This window comes from Halomonas sp. YLB-10, assembly GCF_003856855.1.
Classification (GTDB): Bacteria; Pseudomonadota; Gammaproteobacteria; order Pseudomonadales; family Halomonadaceae; genus Halomonas; species Halomonas litopenaei.
In genome coordinates this window covers 53,236-75,058 of sequence record NZ_RRCU01000004.1, presented here as the reverse complement: position 1 = coordinate 75,058, position 21,823 = coordinate 53,236, and the positions used below count along the sequence as shown (strand labels likewise).

The 21,823-nt window shown below is 63.0% G+C and carries 18 protein-coding genes; 7 read left to right on the top strand and 11 right to left on the bottom strand.

Going from position 1 to position 21,823, the window contains the following annotated elements; genetic code table 11:
• Positions 1 to 95: 95 nt before the first annotated feature.
• The 3 genes from EBB56_RS10250 to EBB56_RS10240 form a co-directional block, all read right to left on the bottom strand.
• Positions 96 to 506, bottom strand: a complete 411-nt coding sequence (locus tag EBB56_RS10250) for a VOC family protein (protein ID WP_124804317.1) — start codon at positions 504 to 506, stop codon at positions 96 to 98.
• Positions 507 to 672: 166 nt separating this feature from the next.
• The gene (locus EBB56_RS10245; RefSeq protein ID WP_124804316.1) at positions 673 to 1,065 is read right to left on the bottom strand and encodes a GFA family protein; all 393 of its coding nucleotides are present in this window, start codon (positions 1,063 to 1,065) and stop codon (positions 673 to 675) included.
• A 113-nt stretch (positions 1,066 to 1,178) separates the two neighbouring features.
• Positions 1,179 to 1,535: a hypothetical protein gene (locus EBB56_RS10240; protein ID WP_124804315.1), complete on the bottom strand. Its 357-nt coding sequence runs from the start codon at positions 1,533 to 1,535 to the stop codon at positions 1,179 to 1,181.
• Positions 1,536 to 2,982: 1,447 nt separating this feature from the next.
• Between EBB56_RS10240 and EBB56_RS10235 the strand changes: the two genes are divergently transcribed.
• Positions 2,983 to 3,741 carry a TlyA family RNA methyltransferase gene (locus tag EBB56_RS10235; protein ID WP_124804314.1) on the top strand — a complete coding sequence of 253 codons (759 nt, stop codon included), beginning with the start codon at positions 2,983 to 2,985 and terminating at the stop codon, positions 3,739 to 3,741.
• Between the two features lie 105 nt (positions 3,742 to 3,846).
• Here the strand turns inward: EBB56_RS10235 and mscK are convergent, their stop codons facing one another.
• Complete coding sequence (gene mscK, locus EBB56_RS10230) at positions 3,847 to 7,251, bottom strand: mechanosensitive channel MscK (RefSeq protein WP_260425329.1); 3,405 nt, start codon at positions 7,249 to 7,251, stop codon at positions 3,847 to 3,849.
• A gap of 181 nt (positions 7,252 to 7,432) precedes the next feature.
• Between mscK and EBB56_RS10225 the strand changes: the two genes are divergently transcribed.
• From EBB56_RS10225 to EBB56_RS10205, 5 genes are all read left to right on the top strand, one after another.
• On the top strand, positions 7,433 to 8,557 hold the full coding sequence (locus tag EBB56_RS10225) for a phospholipase A (protein WP_108132605.1): 1,125 nt from the start codon (positions 7,433 to 7,435) through the stop codon (positions 8,555 to 8,557).
• Positions 8,558 to 8,693: 136 nt separating this feature from the next.
• Positions 8,694 to 9,083 (top strand): YqjD family protein, encoded by a 390-nt coding sequence (locus EBB56_RS10220; protein WP_045993309.1) that lies wholly within the window; start codon positions 8,694 to 8,696, stop codon positions 9,081 to 9,083.
• Positions 9,083 to 9,499: a phage holin family protein gene (locus EBB56_RS10215; protein WP_045993310.1), complete on the top strand. Its 417-nt coding sequence runs from the start codon at positions 9,083 to 9,085 to the stop codon at positions 9,497 to 9,499. Before EBB56_RS10220 ends, EBB56_RS10215 begins: the two co-directional genes overlap by 1 nt.
• Positions 9,500 to 9,537: 38 nt before the next feature.
• A complete protein-coding gene (locus EBB56_RS10210; protein WP_045993311.1) occupies positions 9,538 to 9,837 on the top strand; it encodes a YqjK-like family protein in 300 nt (99 codons plus the stop codon).
• Positions 9,838 to 10,073: 236 nt separating this feature from the next.
• Positions 10,074 to 10,808 (top strand): ParA family protein, encoded by a 735-nt coding sequence (locus EBB56_RS10205; RefSeq protein WP_124804312.1) that lies wholly within the window; start codon positions 10,074 to 10,076, stop codon positions 10,806 to 10,808.
• 62 nt (positions 10,809 to 10,870) lie between these two features.
• Here EBB56_RS10205 and EBB56_RS10200 read toward each other — a convergent pair whose 3' ends face one another.
• The 6 genes from EBB56_RS10200 to EBB56_RS10175 form a co-directional block, all read right to left on the bottom strand.
• The gene (locus EBB56_RS10200; protein ID WP_124804310.1) at positions 10,871 to 11,905 is read right to left on the bottom strand and encodes a CHAD domain-containing protein; all 1,035 of its coding nucleotides are present in this window, start codon (positions 11,903 to 11,905) and stop codon (positions 10,871 to 10,873) included.
• 53 nt (positions 11,906 to 11,958) lie between these two features.
• Entirely contained in the window at positions 11,959 to 14,103 is a 2,145-nt protein-coding gene (locus EBB56_RS10195; RefSeq protein ID WP_124804308.1) for a VWA domain-containing protein, read from the bottom strand.
• Positions 14,100 to 14,663 carry an RNA polymerase sigma factor gene (locus tag EBB56_RS10190; RefSeq protein ID WP_197037111.1) on the bottom strand — a complete coding sequence of 188 codons (564 nt, stop codon included), beginning with the start codon at positions 14,661 to 14,663 and terminating at the stop codon, positions 14,100 to 14,102. The genes EBB56_RS10195 and EBB56_RS10190 overlap by 4 nt, the downstream gene beginning before the upstream one ends.
• 276 nt (positions 14,664 to 14,939) lie before the next feature.
• Complete coding sequence (locus tag EBB56_RS10185; protein WP_185696414.1) at positions 14,940 to 17,126, bottom strand: TRAP transporter permease; 2,187 nt, start codon at positions 17,124 to 17,126, stop codon at positions 14,940 to 14,942.
• Between the two features lie 97 nt (positions 17,127 to 17,223).
• Positions 17,224 to 18,201 (bottom strand): TAXI family TRAP transporter solute-binding subunit, encoded by a 978-nt coding sequence (locus tag EBB56_RS10180; RefSeq protein ID WP_124804306.1) that lies wholly within the window; start codon positions 18,199 to 18,201, stop codon positions 17,224 to 17,226.
• Positions 18,202 to 18,389: 188 nt separating this feature from the next.
• Complete coding sequence (locus EBB56_RS10175) at positions 18,390 to 19,454, bottom strand: tartrate dehydrogenase (protein WP_045993316.1); 1,065 nt, start codon at positions 19,452 to 19,454, stop codon at positions 18,390 to 18,392.
• 124 nt (positions 19,455 to 19,578) lie between these two features.
• Here EBB56_RS10175 and EBB56_RS10170 point away from each other — a divergent pair, with 124 nt between their 5' ends.
• Positions 19,579 to 20,481, top strand: a complete 903-nt coding sequence (locus EBB56_RS10170; RefSeq protein ID WP_108132603.1) for a LysR family transcriptional regulator — start codon at positions 19,579 to 19,581, stop codon at positions 20,479 to 20,481.
• A gap of 19 nt (positions 20,482 to 20,500) precedes the next feature.
• On the opposite strand, the gene EBB56_RS10165 is transcribed toward EBB56_RS10170, so the two are convergent.
• A complete protein-coding gene (locus EBB56_RS10165; protein WP_124804304.1) occupies positions 20,501 to 21,676 on the bottom strand; it encodes an NAD(P)/FAD-dependent oxidoreductase in 1,176 nt (391 codons plus the stop codon).
• Positions 21,677 to 21,823 lie beyond the last annotated feature (147 nt).

The following is a 21,823-nucleotide window of genomic DNA, read 5'->3' as shown; positions in this document are numbered from 1 at the left end:
ATTGTCACTCTCCTTCTGCATAACGCCCAGCGTAACCGGTTGGCTTTTCAGCGTCAGCGGAAAAGCCAGTCCGCGTTGATGCTATGGTTAGGCTCTTATTCATGAAGCCATGGCGCATAACTCAGACCTACCAACACTCCCTCGGGGCTCATAAACCTTGCAACTGTCTGCCCCCAAGGTTCAGTCCGGGATTCATGAACGAACTCCTGCCCCCTTTCCTTCAATTCTTTCACTGCCGCTTCCACTGCAGCTGGGTCCGCCAACTCAAATTCAATTGTAGCTGTCGGCTCAGGAACATGGTCAGGCCATTCCTCCTGGCCAAAACAAGATTGGGCCGCCATAGCGAGGGGCCATACCCCGAAATGATTCGCTCCTGGGAATTTATCCATGAAACGATAATCGTCCATCTTTTCTAGCGGTAGACCTAGCGCATCCTCATACAAGGACGTACTTGCCGCAGGGTCTTTGGTGATTGATGCAAAGCCTGCAATACACTTGATTTCCACTCAATTCCTCCGTGGCTCATGGAGCCTAACACCTGAACTCAGGGGCATTTGCGCTTTGCGATAGCAAAGCGGGTGGCGGGTCAAACGTCCCCTGCAGCAACTGGTTTGGCCGCACCGGCTCAACCTTTGATGATTGTAAAAAGAAGCGCGACGATTTATCGGCGGCCTATTCTTCAACACGGCTCGTGGGGTCACGATCTTGGGTGTAGTGCCGGACAGATGGAAACGCCGGCAACCAAGACTCTCGACGGCTCGTCCAGAGTTCGTAGGTCGGGGTTAGTTGATCTGGAAAGTCCAGCGAACCTAGATTGACCTCGATTTCATCTGCGCTGCACGAATAGACCGATGAGCCGCATTGTGGGCAGAAATGACGCTCCTCATAACTTGTTGTCTCGCCATCGATCATGACTGCGCCGCTAGGAAAAACGGCGGAAGCGTGAAAGAGGGCACCATGGTGCTTGCGGCAGTCAAGACAATGGCACAGGCCGACCCGATAAGGCTGGCCTGATGCCGTAATTCGAACGGCACCGCATAGGCAACCACCGTTGTATGTGGTCATTCATTGCCTCCAGTGAGCAGCACGCATCCGTGCGGCCTAACGCCCGCGCTCAGCGGCCGTTTCACTCGCGTAGCAGGTGGAACGGTCCGTCTGCATACGCTTGTTATGAGCAATCACCAAAGTAACCGAATCCCCCCAATTAAAGATAGGAAAACAATTACCCACATTACTATTGGTCCTGATGCCCCTTCGAACTTAAAACCCAAGCCTTCAAATTTAATTGCGCCCGAAACATTCTCCAAAACACTGACAAGTAGGAATGCCACAATTATTGAACCCGGAACGCCAATTACTGCGGCGAGATGCTCATACAGGATATCGATGAAACGTTTGTCATAATTGAACCCCCAGATGATCCAAAACAGGTAGACCACTGCAAGTAAGCCCGCCACAAATATTGTAGCCCACTTTACTGACTCTTTGGCGAGATTCCTATCGGATTTGGCTGAATTTACTTCGTCTTCAGTCATCTAGATTGACTCATAACGCCTCAACACCGGCTTGGTGAAGCTGGCTACTTTTTTGAGAAAAAGTGACAGCTTTGCTAAGTCCGTGTGCTTTGACTGGTTAAAAGTTCTCTTTCTCCAAAACACACCATCTGCCTCCGCTGCCATGGTATGTTTCTGCAGTGAGGTGATAAATCTGATTGCATTTAGGACACTCAAAGTAGAAATCTAAGGCATCTCCCCACCACTGACCATTTGCAATTTTAGAGAAGGGAAAAATCTCACGGCAATTAGGGACACCCTTTGGCCGATAATTACTTTCTCGAATAGTGCCATCAGATAGATTTTGGGCCACTATTCGAATTATCTTTTCAAGCTCTCTCGGACTTCTTATCCGAAATCCTCTGTTTACTTCACTACAATGTTTACAGGCTGGATCACTCATAGAGTTTTAACATTTTTAATCGTATGCATGCTCGAGTTTGCCGCGACTGATACCGCAAAATCTTTGTTTATCCACTTGAAAACTCACGGTTCGATTTATGGACCCATCAGGTCTTGAAATCAAAAGTGTGCATGCTCATTTTTCCCGGTAACCATGCAGAATATCGCGTCGCCATTTTCTCTATCATCTTGCTTTTCAAGCCAGAATCTTGAGACTCTGCCGAAAAAGTGAGCACTCACTTTCGTCATTCCACGCAGGCTCTCAGCGTGCGGACAGATATACTGTATATAAATCCATTTTTTGGGTGCGAGCGCTGCGGCCCCATCAGGAGGCCCTTGTTGACGTCCCTCCACAGGGCAATCAGTCATTGTTGATCAGGTGGCGGAGAGATAGCGGTGGGGAACGGCGACATAAACCGTTCGGGCACCCTACCGGGAGGACATGCCATCCGTGCAAGTCCCTCCCCTTAACTTCAAGGTGGCGACGTCATCACTCTCTGGCGGGAAGAAGTCACAAGTTGGGTAGGGACTGGGGCTGCGCGTGGTGTGACATGACATAGAGACCGCCGACTCGTGGTTTTGTCTTGTCACCTGATGCTGTCTTTCGACCAGCACGCCCGTGCCGTACTGCTTGTCGCACCGTACTGCTTGTCTCGCCGCCACTTGTCGCAACTCCGCACAGAACCTGTCGCCTTGTGCAATCCTAATTAAACTTGATGAGTTTTTAGCATAGCCTGCGATCCCGGACATTTCGACCGGAAGGTGGCGCTAAAAATGGAGAGTCCCGACGTCGGGAGAGCCTAGGCGGTGTCGAAACTAGTCGGTGTCGAAAGGAGACGAGTGCTAGCCAGAGGCTGACAACAGGTTAGCGAGTAGTAACTGACGGGATGTGGTGGAAAGCTGTGGTGGACGGCTCATAGCGCTTGAGACTGGTGTGCGCGCCCACGGGGGCCTCGCCGTGGCATAATGCGCCGGCATTTTCTGCCTGAACTCCAGACAGCCCGACCAAGGCGCCACAGGACACCCCATGCCACGTCTCGACCAACTCCTCGTCAGCCAGGGCCTGGTTCGCTCTCGCACCCGCGCCCAGCGGTTGATCCGCCACGGCCGTGTCTCCCGCCGGGATGACGGCAAGGTTTTGACACGCCCCGGGGAGAAGTGCCCCGACGACCTCGCTCTGGTAGTCGCCGAGGACCCGGAGGAGCGCTACGTTTCCCGCGCCGGACTCAAGCTGGAGGCGGTGCTCTCGGCGTTGGAACTGTCACTGGATGGTCGCCTGGTGCTGGACGTGGGCCAATCCACCGGGGGCTTTACCGACTGTGCCCTGGCCGCCGGCGCGCGCCACGTCATCGGCGTCGAGGTGGGCCACGGCCAGCTCGACGACAGCCTGCGTGGCGACGCCCGCGTCAGTTGCCTGGAGGGGCTCAACGCCCGCCACCTGAGTGAAAGCCGCGAACTGGCGACGCTGATGGAGCGGATAGGTCAGCCGGAGGTGGCGGTGATGGACGTGTCCTTTATCTCGCAGACGCTGATCCTACCGGAACTAGCGACGCTGCTGGCACAGGACGCCCTGCTGCTGTCGCTGGTGAAGCCCCAGTTCGAACTGGGGCCAGGTGCGGTGGATCAGCGAGGCGTGGTAAGCGACCCCCGCCGCTACGCCGAGGTCGAGCAGCGCATCCGCGACTGCTGCGCCTCGGTCGGTTTCGAGATCCTGCACTGGCAGGAAAGTCCGATCCTCGGCGGCGATGGCAACCGCGAGTTTCTGCTACAGGCCCGCCGGCGCTAGCGATAGGCTGTGCGACGTGTCATGCGACGGGCTGTGCGACATGCCATGCAGCAGGCCTTACAGCAGACCCTGTAGCCTTTCGCCAGCGACCGCGGTCGGTCGCCCTCAGCGCCCGCCGGCGTCTCCGCCCCCATCGCTGCCGCTGCCATCCCCGATACTGACGTCACCCGGGTCACCCTTGGCCCCGGGGGGCGGGTGGCCTTCCTGGGGATCGCCCTTGACCTGATGCACGCCCTTCCACACGTCGCGCTGCCCCGAGCGTCGGATGTGTACATCGAGCTGGTCAAAGGCGATGCGGATGCCATGCTCGGAGAACATGTCGCCGATGCGGCCATTGAGCTCGTCGGTGGCCAGCAGTCGATCCCCCAGGGCATTCACGTAGATGCGCAACTCGTACTCCATGGTGCTGGCGGTGTAGGCCATGAAGTAGATCTCCGGGGGCGGATCGGACAGTACCCGCTCGTTCTCCTCGGCGGCCTGCTCCAGCAGGCGATGCACCAGGCTGCGATCGGCGTCGTGGCTGACCCCATACTTCAACGTCACCCGCGTCACGCTGTCCGACAGTGACCAGTTGATCAGCTGGTCTGTGACGAAGGTCTTGTTGGGGATGATGATCTCCTTGCGATCGAAGTCGGTGACCGTGGTCGCGCGGATGCGAATCCGGCTCACCGTACCGGTAAGGTTGCCCAGGGTAATGGTGTCACCGATGCGTACAGGCCGTTCGAACAGGATGATCAGACCCGAGATGAAGTTGGCAAAGATCTCCTGAAGACCGAAACCGAGACCCACGCCAAGCGCCGCTACCAGCCACTGCAACTTGGCCCATGACACCCCGAGTGCGCCCAGGGTCATCACCGTACCGGTGCCGACGATGGTGTAGGACAACAGCGAACTGATGGCGTAGGCGCTGCCCTGCTTGAGCTCCAGGCGCGACAGCACCATCACCTCGAGCAGACCCGGCAGGTTGCGCGCCAGCATCATGGTCACCCCGGCGATGAACAAGGCCACCAGCACGTCGCCGACACTCAGGTTGTCCTCAAGCGCCTCGCCACCCTCTCCGGTGGCACCTTCCACCAGGGTGACGTTATCGAGGTAGCCGATGACCCCGAGAAAGTCGGTCCAGACCAGATACAGCAAGGCGGCGAAGCCGATGGTCAGCAGCAGCTTGGACAGCCTCAGCGACTGCTGGTTGACCTGCTCCATGTCCAGCGGCGGCTCTTCGACGATATCGAGGCCACGGTCGTTGTCGTCCTGGGCCAGGGCTCGCCGGCGAGCCAGCGCACGACGATAGGCCAGGCGTCGGGCCGCCACCGCCAGTCCGCGGACCACCGCCGCCTCGACCAGGATCCACACGCCCAGCAGGTACAACGAGATCACGAAGCGGCTGACCAGGCTCAGCGCCGAGTAGACGTAGCCATAAAGCACGGCGCCACCCAGCACTACCGGCACCATCGCCAGCGCCAGCCCCAGCACCAGGCGAAAGAGCTTCACCCCGAAGAAGGGGGTGTGGGCCATGATCAGCTTGCTGAGCGCCACGCTCATGCCGATCAGCCCCAGCAGCAACAGCCCGAGCCCCAGCGGGCGCTGGTTGAAGGTCACCGCAGCGTCCCTGGCAAGCGGCGCGATCAGCAGCACCGGCGCCATGCTGACGCCAAGCCACAAAAGCCACCAGCGCAGCTTGCCCACGTACTTTACCGGCCAGTGGAAATGACGTGTCGCCACGCCGTCGCTGACCAGCAGGCGACGCGACCAGGCGACCACGCCCCAGGCCAGTGAAAGCTGCAGTACCGAGTAGCCGACATCCGCTGCCACCTCGGAGCCACCGAGGGTCAACAGCAGGCCGAAGGCCACCAGGCACAGCGGTCCCGGTGCGGCCACCAGGGCGTTCAGCGCCACCGCCTTGGGCGTATGCAGCTGAGAATCGTAGCGAAGTCGACCGATCTGGTCGTGCAGGGTGACCAGGCGACGCATGATCGCGCGCCTGAGCGCCAGCAGCAGCAACACCACCAGCAGTACCGGGACCGCTACCCAGGCACCAGGCCCCGGCCAGCGCCAGTTGTGAGGCAGGATCTGGCGCCACTCGCCTTCCCGCCACTCCATCATCAGGTTCTGGGGAATCTTCATCAGCCAGCCGAGATCGATGGGCCTGGCATTGGCCACCCAGAACAATTGTTCGTCGATGCTGGTGCGCAACTGCGCACTGATGTCGAGCAACTGCTGCTGGTTGAGCTGCATATCGATGGCAGCCGTGAGGATCTGACCGTAGGTGGGCTCTAGCTGGCTGATCAGCTCACGCCGAGAATTGAACAGCTGCACCAGCGGCTCCACCAGGGGCTCGGGCTCATCCACCTCGGCCTGCGCCAACACCTCCCTTGCCAGTGCCTCCGGGGAGCGCAAGGCGTCGCGTTCGCTGTCGAGTTCGAACTGCGCCAGGCGTACATCGGCGATCTCGTCACGCAGGCCCGGCCGTGGCTGCACTTCGGGCAGCGATGCGCGCTGCTCACGCAGGATGCGCGACAACAGTACACTGCCGCGCACCGCCTCGATGTTCTGGGTCAGCCCCTGCTGCAGGCGACGCACCCGTTCGAGCTGGCGACGCACTTCGAGTCCGTCACGCACCAGATCGTTGGCTCGCGAGGTGGCGTTGAGCAAGTCCCTGGAGAGCTGACGGTTGGTGGTCTGGGCCGCCTGAATCACCGGATGCCGTGAGATGGCCTCTGGCTCATCGCGTACTGCCTCGGCGATGGCCCGCTCGGTCTGCTCGCGGCGCAGTCGATCGAGACGACCCTGCAGCGCGGAGACCCAGGCCTCCTCGCTTGCCGCCTCCAGTTTCAACAGCGCGAGGCGCTGCTGCAGCACCTCACGCATACGTGTATTGGTATTGAGCTGACGCTGGTGCAGCTCGAGCTGAGCCTCGGCCAGAGCCTGGCGCGCCCGCGCCGCCACCCGCAAGGGGGCATCTTCCGGCACGTCACGACGATTGAGGTCTTCGAGCTTGACCCTCGCCTCATCCATCTCCCGATTGGCCTCGGTGATGGCCTGTTGCGCCCGCTCCGGCAGCGTCTGGGCCCCCAGCAACTGGCTCTGCACACTGGTCAGGGTATCCTGGGTCGACTGCAGCACTCGGGTGGCGTCGCTCAGGCGCTGCTCGACGGCCGGCATCTTCAGCCCCTCGAGCTCAGCCAGATTGTGCGACTCGCCTTCTTCACTCTGGCGCAGCGCTTCCTCCAGCGCCGCCAGCCGTTCGGGTGCCTCCTCGATACGCCGCTCTAGACTCTCCAGTTCACGCTCGACCTCGGCCAATTTCTCCACCGCGTCGATCGCCTCGGACAGCGCATCGATCTCTTCCTGCGCCGTGGCGCTTGGCGGATCGCTGGCATTGGCGACGCGCTCGTCAAGGCGCGACTGCAGCTCTTGCTTGTCCGGCAGCCTCTTCTCGGGCGCTTCCTGGGCCACCACCGTAGATACCGACAGCAGAGACAGCAGCAACACCAGCAAGAGGGGGAGCATTCGGAACAACGAAGAAGGCGAGCTGGGCATCTTAAGAGAACTTCCTGTCGCAGCGTGGAGGAGGCGAGATTCTCAACCCAGTGTGTCAGTATGGCAATCCAGTGCAAGATTCTTCCACGAAGTTGACTCGCTGCGCCGCCATGGTAGAACAACGCCTCAACCTGTCGAATGGATTCACCCTATGACCCGCCCCGCCGTCCGTTCCTCCCTGTTCCCTTCCCTGCTGGCGCTTGCCATCAGTGGACAGGCCGTCGCCGACGGCGGCCTGACCGACGCCGAGCGCGCGGCCAAGGAGGCGCGTATCGAGGCCCTGAAGGCTGAGCTCGCCAAGCTGGAAAATGAACTCGACGATGACGAGGCCCAGCGCGAGGGTGCACAGGCCGTGGCCGTCAGTAGCGCCGGTACTTCATCGACGGTCAACGCCGAAGCCCCCGACACCACCGGTCTGCCCGCCTCCGAGGAGATCGTTGCACGTGCCTCGGGCAAGCCCATCGAGGAGACCGTCGAGGAGCGTCGTCAGCTAGAGCAGGAGTCCGAGAGCAACCCGTTCTCGATCACCACCCACCGGCGCAACTACATCCTGCCGATCAGCTACAACACCAACCCGAATTCCGGCGCCTTTCGTGCCGGTGAAGACGATGCTGACATGGACAACACCGAACTCAAGTTTCAGTTCAGTGCCAAGTTCAACATCGCCGAGGACGTGCTGTTCGACAACGCCGACCTCTACTTCGCCTACACCCAGAAGAGCTGGTGGCAGGCCTACAACAGCGACGAGTCCTCGCCGTTTCGCGAGACCAACTACGAGCCTGAGTTCTTCATCGACTTCCAGAACGACACCACCCTGTGGGGCTGGACCAACGTCAACAACCGCATCTCGCTCAATCACCAGTCCAACGGCCGCTCGGACCCGCTGTCTCGCAGCTGGAACCGGGTCATCGGCACCACTTCCTGGATCAACGACGAGTGGGCGCTGGCAGTCTCGCCGTTCTGGCGCATCCCGGAAGACGATAGTGATGACGACAACCCCGACATCGAGGACTACGTGGGTTATGCCGACGTCACCGTGGCCCGGCAGATGTTCGACACCCACGAAGCCAGCCTGCTGATGCGCGGCAACCCCGACGAAGGCAACTACGGCACCCAGCTCGACTACTCCTGGCCGCTGTTCGGCAAGGTGCGTGGCCACGTGCAGTACTACTATGGCTACGGCGAGAGCCTTATCGACTACGACGAGCGCGTCAATCGCCTGGGTATCGGCTTCAGCATGAACCCGCTGTTCTCGGCGGGCGGCTTCAATCCGTGATGCCGGCGGCGGCCAATTGTGCTTCTTTGCACGGTCGGCCGCCGGCCATTGCCGTGACTGCTATTCTGATGCGAGCATGAACGGGTAAAGATTCATCCTTGGTACAGTTAATCCACCTGCGTCAAAGGAAGACACGATGGCTACACGAAGCTCCAGCACCACCGCCAGCAAGTCCAACGCCAAGAGCGCGGCAAGCGACGCGGACACCAGCAGCTCCAGCGCCTCCACCGAGCAACTCAGGGACGACCTCAAGCAGCTGTCGAGCACCCTCGAAGACCTGCTGAGCGCCACCGCCGACGACTCCAGCGAGACCGTCAAGGAATGGCGCAGCAAGGCAGAGGCACGACTGAAGGATACCCGTGCTCGCCTCGAAGCCACTGGAGAGCGCGTCTACCGTCAGACCCGCGACAGCGTCACCGACCAGGTCGATGCCTGTGATCGCTACGTCCACGACAACCCCTGGAAGAGCATCGGCATCGGTGCTGCCGTCGGCTGCATCGTCGGTATGCTGATCGGGCGGCGCTGATGGCAGACAGCCAAGGACCGGCACAACGGCTATTCGGGGCGGGCAAGCGGGTCCTCTCGACCCTGATCGCCACCGGCGAGACGCGCCTGCGTCTCGCCGTTCTGGAACTCGAGGAAGAACGCGCTCGACTGGTAACCCTGGCCCTGTTGCTGGGGCTGAGCATGGTGCTGTTGATGCTCGGCATCGCCACCCTGACGGCCTTCGTCGTGGTGCTGTTCTGGAACTCCTTCCGGCTTACCGCCATCGCCGTATGCGCGGCGGTGCTTCTGGCAGGAGGCGTCGGGCTGGCCCTGGCGGCCATGCGCCTGGCACGCCGTCGCACGCTGCTGGTCAGCACCTTGAAGCACCTGGCCCTGGATCGAGAGCTTGCCGAAGAATCGATGCGGCCGGACGTCGATGAGCCACATCGTCGATGAGCCGCCATCTTTCTGCCGACACGTCAGGGAGCAATGCCATGAGCCGCGATGACCGCCGTGCGAGCCCCTCTCGCGCCGAGCGCAAGGCCGAACTCGAGGCCACCATCGAACAGCAGCGGCTGGACATCCTGCTGGCCTCGCGCCGTTTCCATCTTGCCGGAGAGCGCATCGACGCCGGCTGGCAGGCACTCAGTCGCTATCGCACGCCGGCCCTGCTTGCCGCCGGCACGGCGCTGATTCCCGTGCTGCGCCACCCCGGCCGACTGGCTCGCTGGGGTCGCAAGCTGGTGGTGACCGGTCTCGCCATCCAGCGCGTCAGGCGCCTGGTCAAGCGCTGACAGGACACCACCCCCTCACTATCCGGCCCTACAGCACCCAGCCCCTCTGCGCCCAGACCTTCAGCGCCCCAACCTTCAGCGCCCCAACCTTCAGCCAAGAAAGGTTGTTGTTGCAGCGACTACCAAGACCGTATACAAAACAACATCAATATCCCCTGGTGAACAACGCCATTCACTGCACAAAGCTGTGCTAAAGTCGTTGTTCTAGTTCATCAAATTCACGGGGGCGAATTGCGATGCGGATGTTGTCGCTTTACAGCATCAAGGGGGGCGTGGGCAAGACGGCGTCGGCGGTCAATCTAGCCTGCGAAGCCGCCGCCTGTGGCCACAGGGTGCTGCTGTGGGACCTGGATCCCCAGGCGGCAACGACGTTCTATCTGAAGATCAAGCCCAAGATCCGCGGTGGCGTCGAGAAGCTGGTGAAAGGCAAGGCGGCCTTCAACAAGGTCATCCGCTCGACCAACGTGGATGGCCTCGATGTGCTGCCGGCCTCGCTGGACTCCCGCGAGATGGACCAGCTGCTCGAGCATCATGGCTCCAGTCATCTGCGTCAGATCCTCGGCAAGGTACGCGACGAGTACGATCTGGTCATCCTCGACTGCCCACCGACGCTGTCCCACATGTCCGAGAACATGTTCACCAGCGTCGACGCCCTGCTGGTGCCGGTGGTGCCTTCCACCCTTTCGCTACGCACCCTGGAGCAACTCGAGACCTTCCTCGACGACCAGGATCTGGTCTGCCCGCTGTGGCCCTTCATCACCCTGGCCGATCGTCGCCGCACCATGCATCGCGAGGTGATGGAAAGCTTCGGCAAGCGCTGGCCGCTGCGGCTGTCCAGCGTCATCCCGGCGGCCAGTGCGGTGGAGCGCATGGGGCTTGAGCGCGCCCCAGTACGCCACTTCGCCCCCTATACCCCAGCGTGCCGCGCCTACGCCAGCCTGTGGAAGGAGATCGAACAGCGCCTGGCCTGATTGAACGGCCCGAGGCTTGTTCTCGGGCGCGCCCTCAGGGCCGCCCTGGGTCTTTTTCAGCGCTATTGCGGAGCCTTCATCAGTGTCACGGCCTCATTGATCCTGGCCTCGAGACGCTCCAGGCGCGGCTTGCGACATAGCGCCTGCACCCGTTTGAGGTTCTGCTCTGTCTGCGCCTCGTGGTGCGCGTGCAGCAGCATGAAGCCGCGTAGATGGCGAGGCGCGGTGGCCCTGGGTGAGGCCTGCTCGAGCGCTGCCTCCAGACGATCCAGGGTTTCTTCCTCGGTATGCAAGAGCGCCGCCGTGGTCAGCACGTCGCCCCTCACCAGGTCGTCGTGGAGATCGCCAAAGGCATCCTGAAAGGTCTTCAGCTCTTCCTCGAGCTCGGCGAAGACCTCGCCCTGTTCCCGCCAGGGACGCAGCAGGTAGCGCAGTCGCTTGCCGGTGATACGCGGCCGGTGCAGCGTCTCTTCTTCCTCGCGCCCTTTTACCGCGGCGAGCTCCTCAAGCCAGCCCTCACCAAGCCGGGCCAGCACCTGGGCCGACGCGTCACCAAACCGAGGCTCCTTGCCGGCCTTGTTGCTGCCTTTTTTCTTGTCCTTGTTCTTGTCCTTCTTCTTGCTGTCCTTGTCTTTGCCCTTGTCCTTGAGAGCGGCCTTGCCGGCAGCCTCGCGCAGGCGGGTGTCGAGCAGCGGAAACCCCGCCACACTGGCGTCGATGGAGGCGTACTCCTGTTCCACCTGCGCCGCCAGGCGCTCCCGCCACCAGCCGATGGCGCCACGCTCCGGCGCTCCCGTCGTCTCGGCCACACTATCGAGCCAGGCCAGCATCACCTCACCGTCACGAGCGTCGTTGGTGGCTCGCGCCAGCGCCGTCAACTGGCGCAACAATGCCTTGTCGATCGCAAACCCCGGCTGATCGCCAAACTCCTTGATGGTGCTGCGCAGGCGCCTCAAGGCCACCCGAAAGTCGTGCAGCCCTTCGCTGTCCTCGGGGTCCTGGATGCGCGGATAGGCCTGACGAGCCTCATCGAGCATCTCAAGGATGACGGCTTCAAGCACCGTCCCCAGCCGCCGTTGTCCCAGCGCCTTGGCCATACACTCTCTCCTGAACAAGAAATAGATGATGCATTCAAGCGTAGCGCAGAAACTCAGCGATCCGACAGTCCGCCGGCCAGGCGCATCAGGCGTACCGCCTCGGCGCGATAGCCGTAGCGGTCCTTGCCCTTGCTGGCCTCGGCCAGCGCGATAGCCTCATCCCACCCCCAGTCGCCCAGGTAGCGATCGTCACCCAGCAGCTGGCCGAAGCCTGCGATGGCGGCGGCGAAGGACGCCTCGCTGTCGGCTGTCGTCACGCCTGGCGAGATCGGCGTTTCGATCAGGCGGCTTTGCGACTCCCCCGGCACCTTGTAGCGCAGCGCCACATGCCCCAGCTCGTCATGCTGGCCCCCCGTCACTTGCTGTCCCTGCTGATAGCGAGATGGCCGGGTCAGGGCAGCGCTCGAGCCCACCGGGGCAATCTCGTAGAGCGCCGTCACCTGATGACCCGCACCGATATCGCCGGCATCGACGCGGTCGTTGCGGAAGTCCTCTCGCCTGAGCGCGCGGGTCTCGTAGCCGATCAAGCGGTACTCCTGCACCCGCGCCGGATTGAATTCGACCTGCACCTTGACGTCGTTGGCGATGGGCTCGAGCGACGCCGCCAGTTGGTCCACCAGCACCTTCTGCGCCTCGGCCAGACTGTCGATATAGGCGGCCTGGCCGTTGCCATACTGGGCCAGCGACTGCATCACGGCGTCGTCGAGATTACCTCGGCCAAAGCCCAGCACCGACAGATACACGCCGCCCTCACGCCGGTCGGCGATAAAGCGCTCGAGCGCCTCGGGATCACTCAGGCCAAGATTGAAATCGCCGTCGGTGGCCAGCAGCACCCGGGTCGTCTCGTCCTCGCCGTTCATCTGCCCCGCCAGCCGATAGGCCTGGCTCAGGCCGGCTTCGCCGGCGGTACCGCCGCTGGGCGCCAGGCTCTCGAGCGCTTGCATGATCTCCTCTGTGTTCGATGCCCCAGTCGGTGCCAGTGCCACCCCGGCGCTGCCGGCGTAGGTGACGATGGCGACCTCGTCGTCGTCATTCAGCTCACCCAGCAACAGCGCCATGGAGCGCTTGAGCAAGGGCAGCTTGTCTGGCGAGCGCATCGAGCCGGATGTGTCGATCAGCAGCACCAGGTTGACCGGCGAGCGGGGGCCAGGCGTGGCCGCCCTGCCCTGCAGCGCCACGCGCACCAGCTGACGCTCGGGATTCCACGGCGAGGCAAAGACGTCGACCATCGGGCGAAAGGCCTCGGCGTCCGGCTGGGGGTAGTCGTAGCCGAAGTAGTTGATCATCTCCTCGATACGCACCGCCTGGGGCGGCGGCAACTGCCCCTGCATCAGCGAAGAACGCACCACCGCGTAGCTTGCCGTGTCCACGTCCACCGAGAAGGTCGACACCGGCGTCTCGGCGGTCACCCTGACACTCGAGGCGTCGAACTCGGGATAGGCTTCCGAGGTGGCGGTGGGCACCTGGACCGAAGGTCCCGGGCTCGGCAAGGGCGCTATCCGTGCGACCTCCTGACTCGGCATCAGGCCGCGCATCTCCATCGATATCGAAGGAGAGAGCGACGTCGATGGTGAAGAAGAGAGCGACGAAGATCGCGACACAGAGAGCCTGGGAGCCTCGGCCAACTGAGTGACCTGCCCCGCAGACTTGCTTTCCGTCTCGACAGCCGTCACGACGGCCGTATCAAGGGGCATGTCACCGGCCATCTGGTCTGCCACCGGTCCTGTCTTGCTCGCCACAATCGCCAGACGTTCGCCCTCGGTCGACTCAGGGGCAGACTCGGGCTTGCTGGCAGTTCGAGGTGGCGAGACGGCCATCTCGGCATCCTGGCTCGGCTCGGGCCCTGTCATGGCGTCGAAGTCCTGGGCCTGGGGCCACAGCAGGTAAAGCCCCAGTGACAACGCCGCCAGCGAGGCGGCGGCAGCCACTGATGGTCGACGATGCAATGGGCGACGGTGTGACGGGCTGTGGCTAAGCGATCGGTTCATGCTGGCATCCCTCCGGGGTGAACGCGGCCGCGACCTGATGTCGTCGCGACCTTCCCCCGAGAGACGTGGCTCGGCGTTGGACTCTTGGTCGGCGGCCTGACGTTGATCGAACCCGTCAAGCGCCGCCTTTAGATGCCCGGACTTCACCTCCGCCTCCGGCGCGGGTGCCGATGACAGGGCCCGTTCGAGGCGCTTCAGCTCATCACTCATCTTTCCTCCTCCGCCTGGGCCAGCGCGCTCAATTGTCGTTTCACCTCGCTCATGCGCCAGGCCACGGTACCTTCTGAAACCTCCAGCACCTCGGCCACCTGCGCCTGGGTCATGCCTTCGCCTAGGGACAGCGCCACGGTGTCACGCAGGTCAGTCGATAGCGTCGCCATCGCCCTGGCGAGCCAGCGCTGTTCATCGTCGCGCTGTCGATTGCGCTGGTGTCGGCCACGCTCCCAGGCCTCCCAGCCCTCGGCAGCCTTGCGCCGCGTGGCCTGCTGCCGGCGTCGATCGTGGGCGGCGTTGACCGCGACCCGATAGAGCCAGGTAGTAAAGGCGGCGCGCCCATCGAAGCGGATTAGCTTGTCGGGCAACGCAAGACAGATGTCCTGGGTCAGATCCTCGGCCTCGGCGCGGCTGCCGGTCAGCCGCCAGGCCAGCGCATAAAGCCGGTCGTAGTGGCGAGACAGCAGGCACGCAAAGGCCTCACGCTCGCCTCCGGCGGCGCCCTTCACCAGTTCTACATCCGTTGGCGCCCGGGTTTCGGGCTCTTGAATCGACAAGTGGCCGCTCCTCGCGGTCGGGCTCTCGGAAATACACATCAGCCCACAGGGGGGCATCTACACGTAAAGACGTCGCTGGTAGCCGATTCCTTGGGCGGCTGAGAAAAAAAGTGGCGGACAGGGATCGCTTGAACAGGAAGCCTCCACGTCTGCAAACGGTAGTAGCACAAAAAGAGGCGGCCCGTAGGCCGCCTCCCCGCGATTTACCACCTGGGCTTGCGCTCAGGTCCAGGACGCCAGGTACCGCGGCGTCCTGGCTTTGCTGCCTTGCGCTCCTCAGGAGGGCAGCGTACCGGCGCTCTTGTGGCGCCAGCGTTGCACGCCCCAGATCGCCGCGCCCAGTCCCAGGCCGATCAGATCGGTGACAAGGCCACCGGAGATCATCGCCAGAGCGGCTGCCCCCAGCACCACACGCTGGAGCAGATTCGCCGGAGCCGCCAGGAAATAGCCCTGAAGCGCCGCCGCCAGCAGATAGATGCCGATACCGGCGGTGATCGCCACCCTCAGGATCGCCCACCAGGTCCCCTGCATCAGAAGCTCGGGGCTGTAGAAGAACATGAAGGGCACGATGAACGCCGCCAGGCCGAACTTGAACGAAGTGGCTGCGGTCTTCAGCGCATTGGTGTTGGAGATCGCCGCCGCCGCGTAGCCGGCCAGCGCCACTGGTGGCGTGATCGCGGACAGAACCGCGTAGTAGAACACGAAGAAGTGTGACACCAGCGGCGAGATACCGATCTGCTGAAGCCCCGGCGCCACCACCGACGCCGCCACCGCGTAGGCCGCCGTGGTCGGCATGCCCATGCCAAGCAGAATCGAGATGCACATGGCGAAGAACAGCGCCAGGAAGTGGCTGGTGTCGGCCAGCCCCAGCAGCATGGAGGCAAAGCGCGCACCGACGCCGGTCAGCGAGATCACGCCGACGATGATGCCGGCACAGGCGCACACTGCGATCAAGGGCACCGACATTCGGGCCCCCAGTTCCAGCGCCCGCAGCAAGGCCTTGGGCCCCATCCAGTGCGGCGTCAGCCAGGACACCACGGCGGCGCTGGCCATCGCCAGGGTACCGGCACGGATCACCGAATAGCCCATGAACAGGGTGGTGATCAGGATGATGATCGGCAGGAACAGATAGACCCGCTTGAGCATCTCGGTGACCAGCGGCAACTGGTCCTTGGGCAGACCCTGCATGCCGTCGCGTCGGGCTTCCAGGTCCACCATCAGATAGATGGCGAGGAAGTACAGCGCCGCCGGAATCAGCGCGGCGAAGGCGATCTCGGTATAGGGGATGCCGGTGATCTCGGCCATGATAAAGGCGCCGGCGCCCATGATCGGTGGCACGATCTGGCCACCGGTGGAGGCTGCCGCTTCGATGCCGCCCGCGCTGAGCGGATGGTAGCCCACCCGCTTCATCAACGGGATGGTCAGCGAGCCGGTGGCCACCACATTGCCCGCCGAGGTGCCGTTGATCATGCCCATCAGCCCCGAGGCGAATACCGCCACCTTGGCCGGGCCACCGCGCGAACGCCCGGCCACGGCGAAGGCGAAGTTGACGAAGTAGTCCCCGACCTTGGAGGCCTGCAGAAAGGCGGCGAAGGTGATGAACAGGATGATGTAGGTGGACGACACCGCGGTGGTCGGCCCCAGCACCCCGCTGTCGGTGTACAGGTAGGTGAAGAAGCGCTTGGCCGTGTAGCCGTCATGTTCGAGGATGCCCGGCAGGTAGGGCCCGGCAAAGGCGTAGAGCAGGAAGACACTGGTGATGGCGATCAGCGCCAGACCGGCGATACGCCGGGTCAGCTCCATGATCAACAGCACCCCACTGGCCGAGACCAGCAGTTCAGGCGTGCCCACCAGCGGAGTGCCCGCCGCCATGCGCCAGCGTCCCAGTACGAAGATCAGAAAGGCCGCCACCACCAGCGCCGATACCATCAACGCCAGATCCGGCCAGTGAATGCGATCACCACGACTGGGAAAGCACCAGCTCGATACCACCCCCGCCACGCTGGCGATCGCCAGCGCCACCGCCAGATGCAGCGGCAGCCAGTTGGTCACCGCCACACCAGGGCCTTCACTAAGCCCCCACAGGGCCAGCGCGCAGGCGCCCGCGTAGCCACTGGCGAGTGCCGTGATCAGTGCAGCGATTCGCTCGAGTCCTGCTGGCCTTGAGCCCTTGCCGGCCCCGCCTTCAGGGTCCACCGACATCGCTGCGGTGATGGCGAAGCCGACCATCAGTCCACCGGCGATGTGCAGAATGCGAAAGGTCCAGGTCTCGATCGGCGCGATATTCAGCGCGTAGAGGTGCATCGCGGTAAACAGCACGCAGCCGAGCATCACTGTCCTGCCGACCAGCCCGCCGAGGACGCGCTCGTTGTGGGCACGGGGCAGCTCGTCGGCGCCATCCGCCACCACCGTCTGAAGCGGAGCCACCTCGTCGGCGGGCTCCGGTTGTCTTGTCGTTGTCATCTCGCTGTACCTCAGGTCACGAGGGCCGAGGCCCTGGCGGACCCCGGCTCACGAGCTTCAAGGGCCGACCGTCTCAGACGGCCGGCGCCATAGCACTTCAGCCTTCCAGATCGTCCGGAATGTCGTAGCCGTTCTCCTCGAACCAGCGCGCGGCGCCCGGATGCCAAGGCATGAAGCTGTTCTGGGAGAAGTTTTCCGGCAGCGTTTCCTTCGCCGAGCCATGGACCTTGAGCATGCGCTCATGCTCTTCCATCACGGCCTTGGTCACCTCGTAGACCAGCCCCTCCGGCATGTCCTTGTGGGTGATGGCGAAGTTCCAGATCGACACCGCCGGTGTCGGCTCGTCCAGCGACTGATAGGCGCTGGCCGGGATCGACGAGGCGCTGAGTGCCGGGAAGTCCTCAAGGAACTGCTCACTCTCCTCCGGCGAGAACGAGAAGATGTTGACGTCGGCCTGGGCTTCCAGCTGACTGAACGCCGATACCGGAATCCCCGAGGCGAAGGCGAACGCATCGAGCAGGCCATCCTGGACCTGACCGGCCTGGTCGGCAGCGCCGCCGTTCCGGGTATCTGCCTCGATCCCGAGCTTGTCGAAGATCTGCGGGAAATACAGATCACCGGTACCACCGGCAGGCCCGATACCGACGGTCTTGCCGTCGAGGTCATCGATGGAATCGATGCCCGAGTCCTTGAGCGCGATCACCTGCAGCGCCGTCTGGTACATCGGGAAGACCGCGCGCACGTCGGTGTGCTCGACCCCCGGTGCCAGCTGGCTGTTACCCTGCCAGGCCTGATAGGCCGGTCCCATGGTGACCATGCCGAACTCGTGCTCGCCCATCTGCACCATGGTGACGTTCTGCACCGGGCCACCGGTGACCTCGGCGCCGAACGAGATGCCGGTGCGCTCACCTACCAGGTTGCCCCAGCCGCTGCCGTAGATGTAGTAGGTAGCGCCCTGGCTACCGGTGCCGATGGTGACACTCTGGGGCCAGTCACTCTGGTCGTCGGCGGCCATGCTCGGACTCGCCGCCACCGCGGCGATCACTGCACTGAAAAGAAGGGTTTGGGATTTCATGGCGTTGCTCCTTGGCGTTGTGATTGTTACTGCCAAGCCTCTCGATGGGCTCGTGGAGCGGGGAGTCTCTGCTCGGAAGCCGAGCCTCCCCGAATCCCGCGTCGGTGTTTCGGCATCGATGCCATCCGACGGGGACAAGGTCATCGCCTCCTGCCCGCAGGGGGCAGGAAACGACGGGGATCTCAGACTCAGCCCTGGGCCTCGATGTCGGCGCAGATGGCCGCCGTCACGTCGCGGGTCATGGCGTCGCCGCCCAGGTCCTTGGTCTGCATGCCGGACTCGGTCAGGCGCTCGATGGCCGCCATCAGGCGCTCGGCGGCGGTATTCTCGCCGAGGTATTCGAGCATCATCGCTGCGGTCCAGAACGAGCCCACCGGATTGGCGATCCCCTGGCCCGCGATATCGAAGGCAGAGCCATGGATCGGCTCGAACATGGAGGGGAAGCTGCGCTCGGGGTTGAGGTTGGCGGTAGGCGCAATACCCAGGCTGCCGGAAAGCGCTGCCGCAAGATCCGAGAGGATGTCGGCGTGCAGGTTGGTGGCGACCACCACATCCAGGGTCTCGGGCTTGAGTACCATGCGGGTGGTCACCGCATCGACCAGCTCACGATCGATCTCGACCTCGGGGAAGTCCTTGGCCACCTCGAAGAACACCTCGTCCCACAGCACCATGCCGTGACGCTGGGCATTGGACTTGGTCACCAGGGTCAGCTTCTTGCGCGGGCGGCTCTGGGCCATCTCGAAGGCAAAGCGATGGATCCGCTCGATGCCCTTGCGCGAGAAGATGGAAAGCTCGGTGCCGATCTCGTCGGGCAGCCCCTGGTGCACGCGCCCGCCGTTGCCGGAGTACTCACCCTCGCTGTTCTCGCGGATGATCACCCAGTCGATCTTGTCGGCGCCCTCGAGACGACTCTTCACGCCCGGCAGCACCCGAGCGGGGCGCACATTGGCGTACTGATCGAAGCCCTGGCAGATGGCCAGGCGCAGATCCCACAGCGACACGTGGTCGGGCACGTCCTGGCTGCCCACGGCGCCAAAGTAGATGGCGTCGAACTTCGCGAGCTTAGCGAGGCCACCCTCGGGGATGTACTCGCCCTGTTCCAGATAGCGCTTCGAGCTCCAGTCGAAGTCCTCGAATTCGAAGTTGAAGTCGCCGCTCTTCTTGGCCAGCGCCTCGATGACCTGCTTGCCTGCCTCGATGACCTCAAGGCCGATACCGTCACCGGGAATCACCGCCACCTTATGCGTTCTCATCTGCTGTCACCTCACTGAAGATTCTGTAAACCGGAGGTCTTGCCGGGTTCACGAAGGCTAGGTGACAGGGACAATTGGCGGCAATAGACTGGCGGTTGAAGCTACCATGACGCCTGGGTTAACCATGAAATCGCTTGCCGACCTCGAATTCTTTGTCATCCTGTGTGAAGCGGGCAGCCTGTCGCGCACCGCAAAGGATCTCGACATCACCCCGGCTGCTGCCAGCAAGCGCTTGGCAAATCTGGAAAAATCCCTGGACACCCAGCTTTTTTACCGCACCCCGAGAGCCATGAGTCTGACCCCGGACGGGGTCGTCATGTTGCGCTACGCGAAGCGCATGCTGGCCGACATGGAAGCGCTTCACCATGCACTAAAGGTGAACGCCGACGAAGCCTCGGGACAGATAAGAATCAACGCCCCCTTCGGATTCGGTCGACGTCATATTGCTCCTTTCGTCGCATCTTTCGTCGAACAATTCCCCGATATCGACTGTCAGCTTCACCTCTCGGATCACCCGCTTAATCTGGTGGCAAATGCCTTCGATATCGGTATCCGATTCGGCACCCTTCCCGACTCGGGACTGCATGCCAGAAAGATCGCCTCCCACCGACGTCTGCTTTGTGCATCACCCGAATATCTGAAGAAACACGGGCATCCCGACACCCCGGAAGCATTGAGCGAACACAACTGCATCGTGCTCAGACAGAACGAGGACACCTACGGCAACTGGCGCTTCACCCGGGGAGAACGTCACCATCAGGTCAAGGTCCGTGGCAACCTGTCGGCCAACGACGGCGAGAGCGTGCTGACCTGGGCCATTCGCGGCCACGGCATCGCCGTGCGCGCCGAGTGGGACGTGCACGAACATCTGGAGCAGGGACGCCTGGTACGGGTGCTGCCGGACTACCAGCTACCCAACGCCGACATCTACGCGGTCTACCCCTACGCCGATCACCTGCCGATCCGCATCCGCCGCTTTATCGACCATCTGGTCAGCGAGATGGAGGCCTTGCCGTCGCACGAGTAGGCAGGGGGGGACGAAGCGTCTACACCGACTGGCCGCAGGCCACGGCCGACGCCCAGGCCCACTGGAAGTTGTAGCCGCCGAGTTCGCCGGTGACATCGAGCACCTCGCCGATAAAGCGAAGCTGGGGCAGGCCCTGGACTTCGAAGGTCTTCGACGAGATGTCGTCGACGCAGACGCCGCCCATGGTCACCTCGGCGGTGCGCCAGCCTTCGGTGCCGGAGGGCTTGATGCGAAAGCGGTTGAGGAAGTCCGCCCAGGCCGCAAGGCTTGCGTTGGAGCGCTCGGCGAGTACGCCGTCATCGCCCTGCCACTCCACCAGGGACTGCGCCAGGCGCTTGGGGTAGTGCTCGGACAGCCAGGTGGACAGGCGACGCTTGGGGGTATCGCGGCGGGCCTGACACAGCGCCTCGAAGGCGTCCTTGCCGGGCATCAGGTCGATCTCGAGGTCGTCGCCGGGCTGCCAGTAGCTGGAGATCTGCAGCATGGCGGGACCGGACAGCCCACGGTGGGTAAACAGCAAGGGTTCACGATACTCGCCCCCGCGACAGCGGGCGACGACGTCGGTGGACACCCCGGCAAGCGCCGCCGCCCGCTCCTTCCACTGCGAGGTCAGGGTAAAGGGCACCAGCGCCGCCCGGGTCTCGGTAACCTCCAGGCCGAACTGACGGGCGATATCGTAGCCAAAGCCGGTGGCGCCCATGCTGGGGATCGACAGCCCACCGGTGGCGACGACCACTGCACCGGCATCGATGCGCCCGGCGGAGGTGGCCAGGCGCATGCCCTCGCCCTGGCGTTCGATGCGCTCGACACTGGTCTTCAGGCGTAGCTCGACGCCGGCCCAGTCGCATTCGGTCAGCAGCACCTGGAGCAGGTCCTTGGCGGAGTCGGCGCAGAACAACTGTCCCGGCGCCTTCTCGACGTACTCGAGGCCGTGGCGTTCGACCAGCTCGACGAAGTGCTCGGGGCGATAGCGCTTGAGCGCCGAGATGCAGAAGTGGGGATTGGCGGAGAAGAAGTTGGCCGGGGTCGTCGCCATATTGGTGAAGTTGCAGCGCCCCCCGCCGGACATCAGGATCTTCTTGCCCGGCTTGTTGGCGTGATCGATCACCAGCACCGAGCGTCCGGCGTAGCCCGCCGTCAGCGCACACATCAGACCGGCGGCTCCGGCACCAATCACTACCACGTCAACCTTCATGGATCATTCCCCTCACCGCCCGTTGTTCGCATCACGCCCTGGCGCCCTCGTCGGCCGCGCCTCACCCTGGGCTGGTCGCCATGTGCAAGCGCGCTGCCGAAACCCTTGGCGCAACAAAAGCCCGCCATACTAGCAGAGCCGTCCACT